Origin of the sequence: Roseibium sp. MMSF_3247 (genome assembly GCF_030733765.1) — a bacterium.
In the GTDB taxonomy this organism is placed as follows: domain Bacteria; phylum Pseudomonadota; class Alphaproteobacteria; order Rhizobiales; family Stappiaceae; genus Roseibium.
Genome location: NZ_JASHII010000001.1, coordinates 1,207,792 through 1,214,526 on the forward strand (window position 1 = coordinate 1,207,792; position 6,735 = coordinate 1,214,526).

Consider the following 6,735-nt stretch of genomic DNA (forward strand, 5'->3'; position numbering starts at 1 on the left):
GTCGAATACGTCCCTGTCGCATTGTTATTATTATCAATGAATAAAATAAAAAATTTAAATACTTGCTTTACCCTGCGATCTGTAGACTGAGTTTTATGACAAATGCTCTACCTTGTGTTCTTTTCGTAGACGATGAAACCATCATGCTGGATTCGCTTCGGCGAAGCCTGCGAAGCGAACGCGGTCGTTTGAACCTGTTCTTTGAATCGGATCCGCTCAGGGCGGTAGAGCGATTTCGCTCCGATCATTTTGACGTCATCGTCAGCGACCTGCGCATGCCAAATATGACAGGTCTCGAAATGATCGCGGAGATGCGTCAGCACCAAACGGCCGATTCAGAATTTATTCTCCTCACCGGTAACGCGGATCTGGCATCGGCGATCGACGCAATCAACAAGACATGCGTTTTTCGGTTCCTAACAAAACCTTGCGCTGCCGAGAACCTGATCGATGCGGTCGACGTCGCGCTTTCGGCCATTCAATGCCGACAGCAACAGCCCGAAAACATGGCAACAGCCGCCTTGTCTGCAATGTCGCCAGCGGTCGCGGTAGTCGATGGTGAAAGTCGGATTATCTACTACAACGACAGTGCAGCCGAAGTGCTGAAGACCCATCGCGGCATCGTGGTGGACCGCAAGGGCGCGTTGAAGGTAAACGCTTCGGGCAGCTGTAGCAGCTTTAACGAGACCGTGAAAAAGGCCGCGGAAGATCCACAGGCCATTCCCAAGTTCATATCCCTGACGGACCCGGATGACCTGGAGCAGCTGACGGCGGTTGTCACGCCTCTTGGCCAGACACGCGTCGCGGTCTTGTTCACGGTCCCAGGACGGTTTGAGCCTCCTTCCGTGGAGTGCTTGATTGACCTGTTCGGCCTGACTCCGGTAGAGGCGGTCATTGCGCAGACAATAGCCAACAGCGGCACCGTAGAAGAAGCGGCGACCAAGGGCAATGTGACCCAGGAAACCGCGCGAACCTATTTAAAGCGGATCTTTCTCAAGACAGGTGTCCGTCGGCAGGTGGATCTGGTGCAACTGATCTTGACGACACCGGCGACACTTCTCCGCACAGGTCAGGCAACAAAGGACGGAACCGATGCGCCTCCGGCCAATGACCATCAGAAAGTGCTGTCAGGATAGAAATGCAGGCTGATCATGGGCCCGAAATGATCCGATGTCTAAGCAACCCGCTCTCCCAGCCTCGGGGTTGTACACCGCTCACAAAGGCTTTCTTTCCATTTTCGCGACTGAAAAACATTGGACCAGGCGCTTTGTTCCCAAATGGGGATTCTCGCTGACGTCGTGATCTCCTACCGTCTTCTTAAAATAGATGGAAGGGACTGATCGCGATGACGCGCAAAGTGAGTATCTTGTTTGTAGATGACGAACCAAACATCCTCCGGGCGGTGCGCAGACACGTGCGGCATTTTCGCGATCAATGGGATGTGCATTTTGCATATGGCGGAGTGGACGCCGTCAAAGTTATCACCCGCGAGAACATCGACATCATCGTGACCGACATGCGCATGCCGGAGGTCGACGGGCCGAAGTTGCTCGAATGGATTTCCGAACACCACCCGAAGATCATTCGCGTTGTTCTGTCTGGCGAAGCGAAGTTGGAAGAGATTTACCGGATAGTTGGCCGGAGCCACCGTTTCTTGGCAAAACCATGCTCACCGGAGTCGATCATCGCCGTCTTGTTCAGCATTGTTGATGCCCAACTGCACGACCAGCTTGAGAACGGTGTGTTTGAGCTGTCCATGCTCGACAAGCTCGGAACGCCTGCTTCGACCTTCCAGGCGCTTCGTGTTGCCTTGGACGCGGAAGAGGCGGACATTGCAATTGTTCAACAAATTGTGGGACGGGACCCGAGCCTGTCCCTGCGGGTTCTTCAACTCAGCAACTCTGCTTATTTCAAGCAGCCGATCAGCACCTGCAACGTGAAACAAGCAGTCAACAACCTCGGCGTCGACCGTCTTCGCGATCTAGCTGCTGCAGGTCGTTTGGGGCAGGACAGCCGCGCCTCTGCGGAGGCGCAGCAGTCCTCCGATGAAGCCTATTGGCTGGCCCGGGCCTGCCGCAACCAGTGCGCGGAATTGTCAAAGGATCATGACCATCTGGCAGCGGCCTATATCCTCGGATTGATGGTGAGGTGCGGTGCAGTGGATGCATCTGGCACACTGGCCCAGGTTGCCAAGAGAGCCGCTTTCTTGACCGTGTTGCTTGGCCTGCCGCAGGTTCTTCATGACACCCTTATCGAGCTTGCAACATCAAACGCTGCAGCGCCTTTCGAGAAATGGCCGCGGCTCATCGCTAACGCAATCTATGAAAGTGAAATAAAGCCCTCGAAAAATGAGGTGGCGGCATGACACAGAATCGAAAAGTCCTGTTGGTCGATGATGAAGTTCATGTGCTTCAGGCCGCAAAGCGGGTCTTGCGCCGGACGGTAGAGGTAACGACTGCCAATGGTCCGCAGGAGGCGCTCGAAAAAATCAAAGCGGAAGGTCCGTTTGCTGTTGTGGTCAGCGACCAGAACATGCCGGGCGTTGATGGCATCAAACTGCTTGGTCACATATCAAAAAAAGCCCCATCGACCACGCGGATTATGCTGACCGGAAACAACGACCAAAAGACAGCGATGAACGCTGTCAATGACGGCCGGATCTTCCGCTTTGTGACAAAACCGTGCGACTCCGAGCGGCTGTCGGCTGTGATTGAAGAGGGTATTGCACACCATCAAACAGTCGTCGCCGAACGGGAGCTGCTGGAACAGACCTTGTCGGGTAGCGTAAAAATGCTTGTCGACATCATTGCCGTTTCCCGTCCCCGCGCTCATCTGCGCGCTTCCATAATCCAGCGCTGGGCACGCAAAGTGAACAAAGCGCTTGATGCAACGCCCTCCCTGGAACAGGGGATCTCGGCGATGCTATGCACTCTGGGATATCTCACGCTGCCAGATAGTCTGGCCGACCGGTATTTTGGAGGGGCTGATCTTTCGCCTGCGGAAAAAGCATCGGTCAATGAAGCGGCGGCCATGGCGCGGGATCTTGTCCTGAACATACCCCGCATGGAGGGCATAGCCGAGGCGATTTATTATTGCCGGAAGGGCTATGATGGCAGCGGATTTCCGGAGGACGACCGCAAGGGCGAGGACATTCCGGTGGCTGCGCGCGTGCTCTGTGCATTGATTGATTTGGCCGAAATTTCGGTTGATGAAACCCCCTCCTTTGTGCGCTGCATGGAAGAGCTGGAAGCAAATGCGCCCCGATATGACCCCAATGTGCTTGAAGTCATGCGGCAAGTTTTGGGCGGAGACCAGCATTTTGCAGGAAGCCCCAATGCCGATAAGATCAGCGTGCCCATCCTGCAGCTGCTCGCGGGAGATATTTTGGCAGCAGATATTCGTGACGCGGAAGATAGGCTGCTGCTGGCTGCCGGAAGCCTGTTGAGCCCCATCACCTTAAAGCGCATCCGATCAAACCAGACGTTGATGAACGCAAACAGTTCCATCGAGGTTTGGCGCGAAGTCCCGCAAAATGCAGGCGAGGAAAAGCGGTCCGAGACCGTTTCCTAAGTGTTTACCAAGAAAGAAAGGAGCCCGCAGTATCCCTAAATGGGGATCGTTCCTCCAGCCGTTCTTCAACACAATGAGAAAAACGAAAGGAGCGAACAATGACCACTTTGACAGCTTTTGACTCAACTCAGACCTTTTCGCGGTTATCTGCTTTGTCGGCCCTTTTGCTGCAAAGCGGAACCGCTTTTTTCTTGATGGGCAGCGAACCTGCAAACGCAGACACCACCCTTACATTCGGCATTGTTCCGCAGCAATCGGCCGCACGCCTCGCGCAGGTCTGGATTCCCCTCCTCGATGAACTGGAGGCGAGGACCGGCTACACTTTCAAATTTGCGACGGCCAAAGACATTCCCACCTTCGAAGCTTGCCTCAATGCGCAAGCTTACGACTTTGCTTACATGAATCCCTATCACTACACCGTGTTTCATGAAACAGCCGGGTATCAAGCTTTTGCGCATCAAGCTGACAAGAAGCTGAAAGGTATTTTGGTCGCCCGCTCCGACAGCGATATCGAGGAACTCAGCCACCTGGAAGGAAAAGAACTGGCTTTTCCCTCCCCTGCCGCATTCGGGGCCAGCGTGATCCCGAGAGCAGAACTGGCTGCGGAGAATATTTCCTTTGAACCTTCTTATGTGAAATCGCACGACTCTGTTTATCGCGGCGTTGCGTTGGGGCTTTTTCCTGCCGGCGGCGGCGTGGGCAGAACGTTCGGCAACATTCCCGACGACCTGAAGGCGCAGCTCAAGGTTTTCTACAAAACGGATGCCTATACGCCGCATGCCTTTGCAGCTTCCTCCAAGGTCGCGCCTGAAGACCGCAGCGCTGTGGCACAGGCGCTGCTGGACATAAGAGAGGGCGAAATTCTCAAGAGCCTTGGAATGACTGGCTTCGTTGCCGCCTCCAATGACGACTGGGACGATGTCAGGTCACTAAATCTGACTTCCGCCCAAACGGAAATCGTGTCAGCGGGAGAAGAAACATGTCTTTCAAACTGAAAACGATCATCGGCATTGCCCTCATAGAGATCTTCGTTCTCGCGATCCTCGTTGGGACCAGTCTTCATGATTTGCGCGCGTCGAACGAACGCGAGTTGAAATCCCGCGCGCATACGTCTGCCCAGCTTCTTGCCACGATGACAACCGATGCCGTGGTTGCTTACGACCTAGCGACATTGGATGTGCTTATCGATCAGGTCCTCTCCAATGAGGGACTCCAATACGTGCGCATTACCAACGAAGCCGGAACGGTGTTGTCGGAGGGAGGAGCTGCACCGGCCGAAAATTCTCCACCCGAGATCGGTTTTGGTGAAACCAAAATGTATGACAATACCATCGAGGTCCGTGCACCGATCAGCGTTGGCAGGACAGGGTTTGGAACGGTTCAGATCGGCTTGTCGACGGCCCAACTCAATGATGTGGTCGCCGCCGGAACAAACCGGATGCTGACAATCGCAGGTATTGAAGTCGTTATCGTCGCTATTTTCGGCTTTTTTCTCGGGACAATCCTGACCCGGCAGCTCAATCACTTGCGAGATGGTGCAGCCCGCGTGGCAAAGGGTGAATTTGGCTATCACATGCCGGTCAAAGGCAATGATGAGCTAGCCTCTACGGCACGGTCCTTCAACCAAATGTCATCTGCTCTTGCAGACTATGCAAGAGTGGCAAGGAGCGAAAAGGAAGAAGCGGATGCTGGCCGTAGGTTTGCGGAATCCTTGCTTCACAATGCGATCAACAGCGTTTCCCAGGCGATATTCATCGTCGGAGGCAATAAGGAGCTCCGGTTTGTGAACCGGGCTGCTTTGGAACTCTATGGTCTTTCAGGGCACAAACGGCACGAAGGCATGCCGTTCCGCGATGTCTTGCTGGCTGCATATTCGTCCGCCCCGGTTGAGGACCTCGATGGGCAGCTGGAATCGATGGAAGAACGGCTAAAACGCTTGGATGCCGGCCAGGTACAAACGTGGCAGAGCCATTGGAGCGACAATCGTATGATCCTCCACACACAACGCCCGATGATCAGCGGAGGATTCGTTCTCGTCGATTCGGATGTCACCGAAATGCTGGAAGTCAACGAGATGAACCGTCGGCTTGAAATGGAGCTCATGGAAACGCACAAGCTGGAGTCTCTTGGTACTTTGGCAAGCGGTGTAGCACACGAGATCAATACGCCGACCCAATTCATCGGAGACAATCTGAAATTCCTCCGAGAAGCCTTTGATGATCTGACGGACTACCTTGAAGAACAAGGGAACACCATGACCGACGCACAATCGAAAAAACTGGAGGAAATCGACTGGCAATTCCTCAAAGACGAAATTCCCTCCGCCTTGTCAGAAGCTGCGGAAGGCGTCGGTTCGATTGGTAAGATTGTTCAATCGATCAAGGAATTTGCCCATCCTGACGATTCTGAAACGACCGAGACCGACATGGTTAAGCTTGTTGAAAATGCCATCACCGTTTCGAGGTCGCAGTGGCGCCATAGTGCCGAGCTGAACTTTAAAGCGGTCAGCGGCGAGGTCATGGTCCCTTGTTATCCCGGCGATATCTCGCAGGTGATTATCAATCTCATAGTCAATGCCGCCGATGCGATCTCGGAAAATGCGCAATCCCAAGACTATGTCGGCGGCATGGGCGAAATTTCGGTCAACCTGTCGCAGGACGATACGCATTGTACTATCAGTGTCACGGACAATGGCCCAGGGATCCCGGGCAACTCTCTGCGGCGGATCTTCGACATGTTCTACACAACCAAACCGCCCGGAAAAGGAACTGGTCAGGGGCTGGCGATCTGCAAGTCCATCGTGGAGATGAAGCACAAGGGCAAACTGTTCGTTCAGTCTAAGTTGGGCGCTGGCAGCACATTCGTTGTCACCCTGCCGCTGCTTCCGGCAGCTTCAAGGGACAACGAGCCTGAAACGCACCAGGCTGCTTGAAGTTGAAGCCAAAAAGCAGGCTTATTTAACGGAGTCAGGGGCAGTCAGGATAATTATGCCCCTGGCCTTTGTATTCGAAGTCCGCGGTTAAAAACGGGCATAGTTCCGTAAACCCGCTGTCGATGATAAAGACATTGGCAGAAGATTATAGAAACAGACCAAATGATATATGAATCAATAATTTGAAATGAAATATTATTTCGGATCATATATGGTATAAATCAATATCAATA

5 protein-coding genes are annotated in these 6,735 nt (G+C 53.6%); all 5 read left to right on the top strand.

Annotated features, from left to right (window positions below):
- Window positions 1–95 precede the first annotated feature (95 nt).
- The 5 genes from RBB44_RS05385 (at window position 96) to RBB44_RS05405 (ending at window position 6,502) form a co-directional block, all read left to right on the top strand.
- Window positions 96–1,136 carry a response regulator gene (locus RBB44_RS05385; protein WP_306149372.1) on the top strand — a complete coding sequence of 347 codons (1,041 nt, stop codon included), beginning with the start codon at window positions 96–98 and terminating at the stop codon, window positions 1,134–1,136.
- Between the two features lie 209 nt (window positions 1,137–1,345).
- The gene (locus RBB44_RS05390; protein ID WP_306149371.1) at window positions 1,346–2,365 is read left to right on the top strand and encodes an HDOD domain-containing protein; all 1,020 of its coding nucleotides are present in this window, start codon (window positions 1,346–1,348) and stop codon (window positions 2,363–2,365) included.
- Window positions 2,362–3,570: an HD domain-containing phosphohydrolase gene (locus RBB44_RS05395; protein ID WP_306149370.1), complete on the top strand. Its 1,209-nt coding sequence runs from the start codon at window positions 2,362–2,364 to the stop codon at window positions 3,568–3,570. Before RBB44_RS05390 ends, RBB44_RS05395 begins: the two co-directional genes overlap by 4 nt.
- Before the next feature lie 98 nt (window positions 3,571–3,668).
- Entirely contained in the window at window positions 3,669–4,565 is an 897-nt protein-coding gene (locus tag RBB44_RS05400) for a phosphate/phosphite/phosphonate ABC transporter substrate-binding protein (RefSeq protein WP_306149369.1), read from the top strand.
- Window positions 4,550–6,502, top strand: a complete 1,953-nt coding sequence (locus tag RBB44_RS05405; protein WP_306149368.1) for an ATP-binding protein — start codon at window positions 4,550–4,552, stop codon at window positions 6,500–6,502. Before RBB44_RS05400 ends, RBB44_RS05405 begins: the two co-directional genes overlap by 16 nt.
- Window positions 6,503–6,735 lie beyond the last annotated feature (233 nt).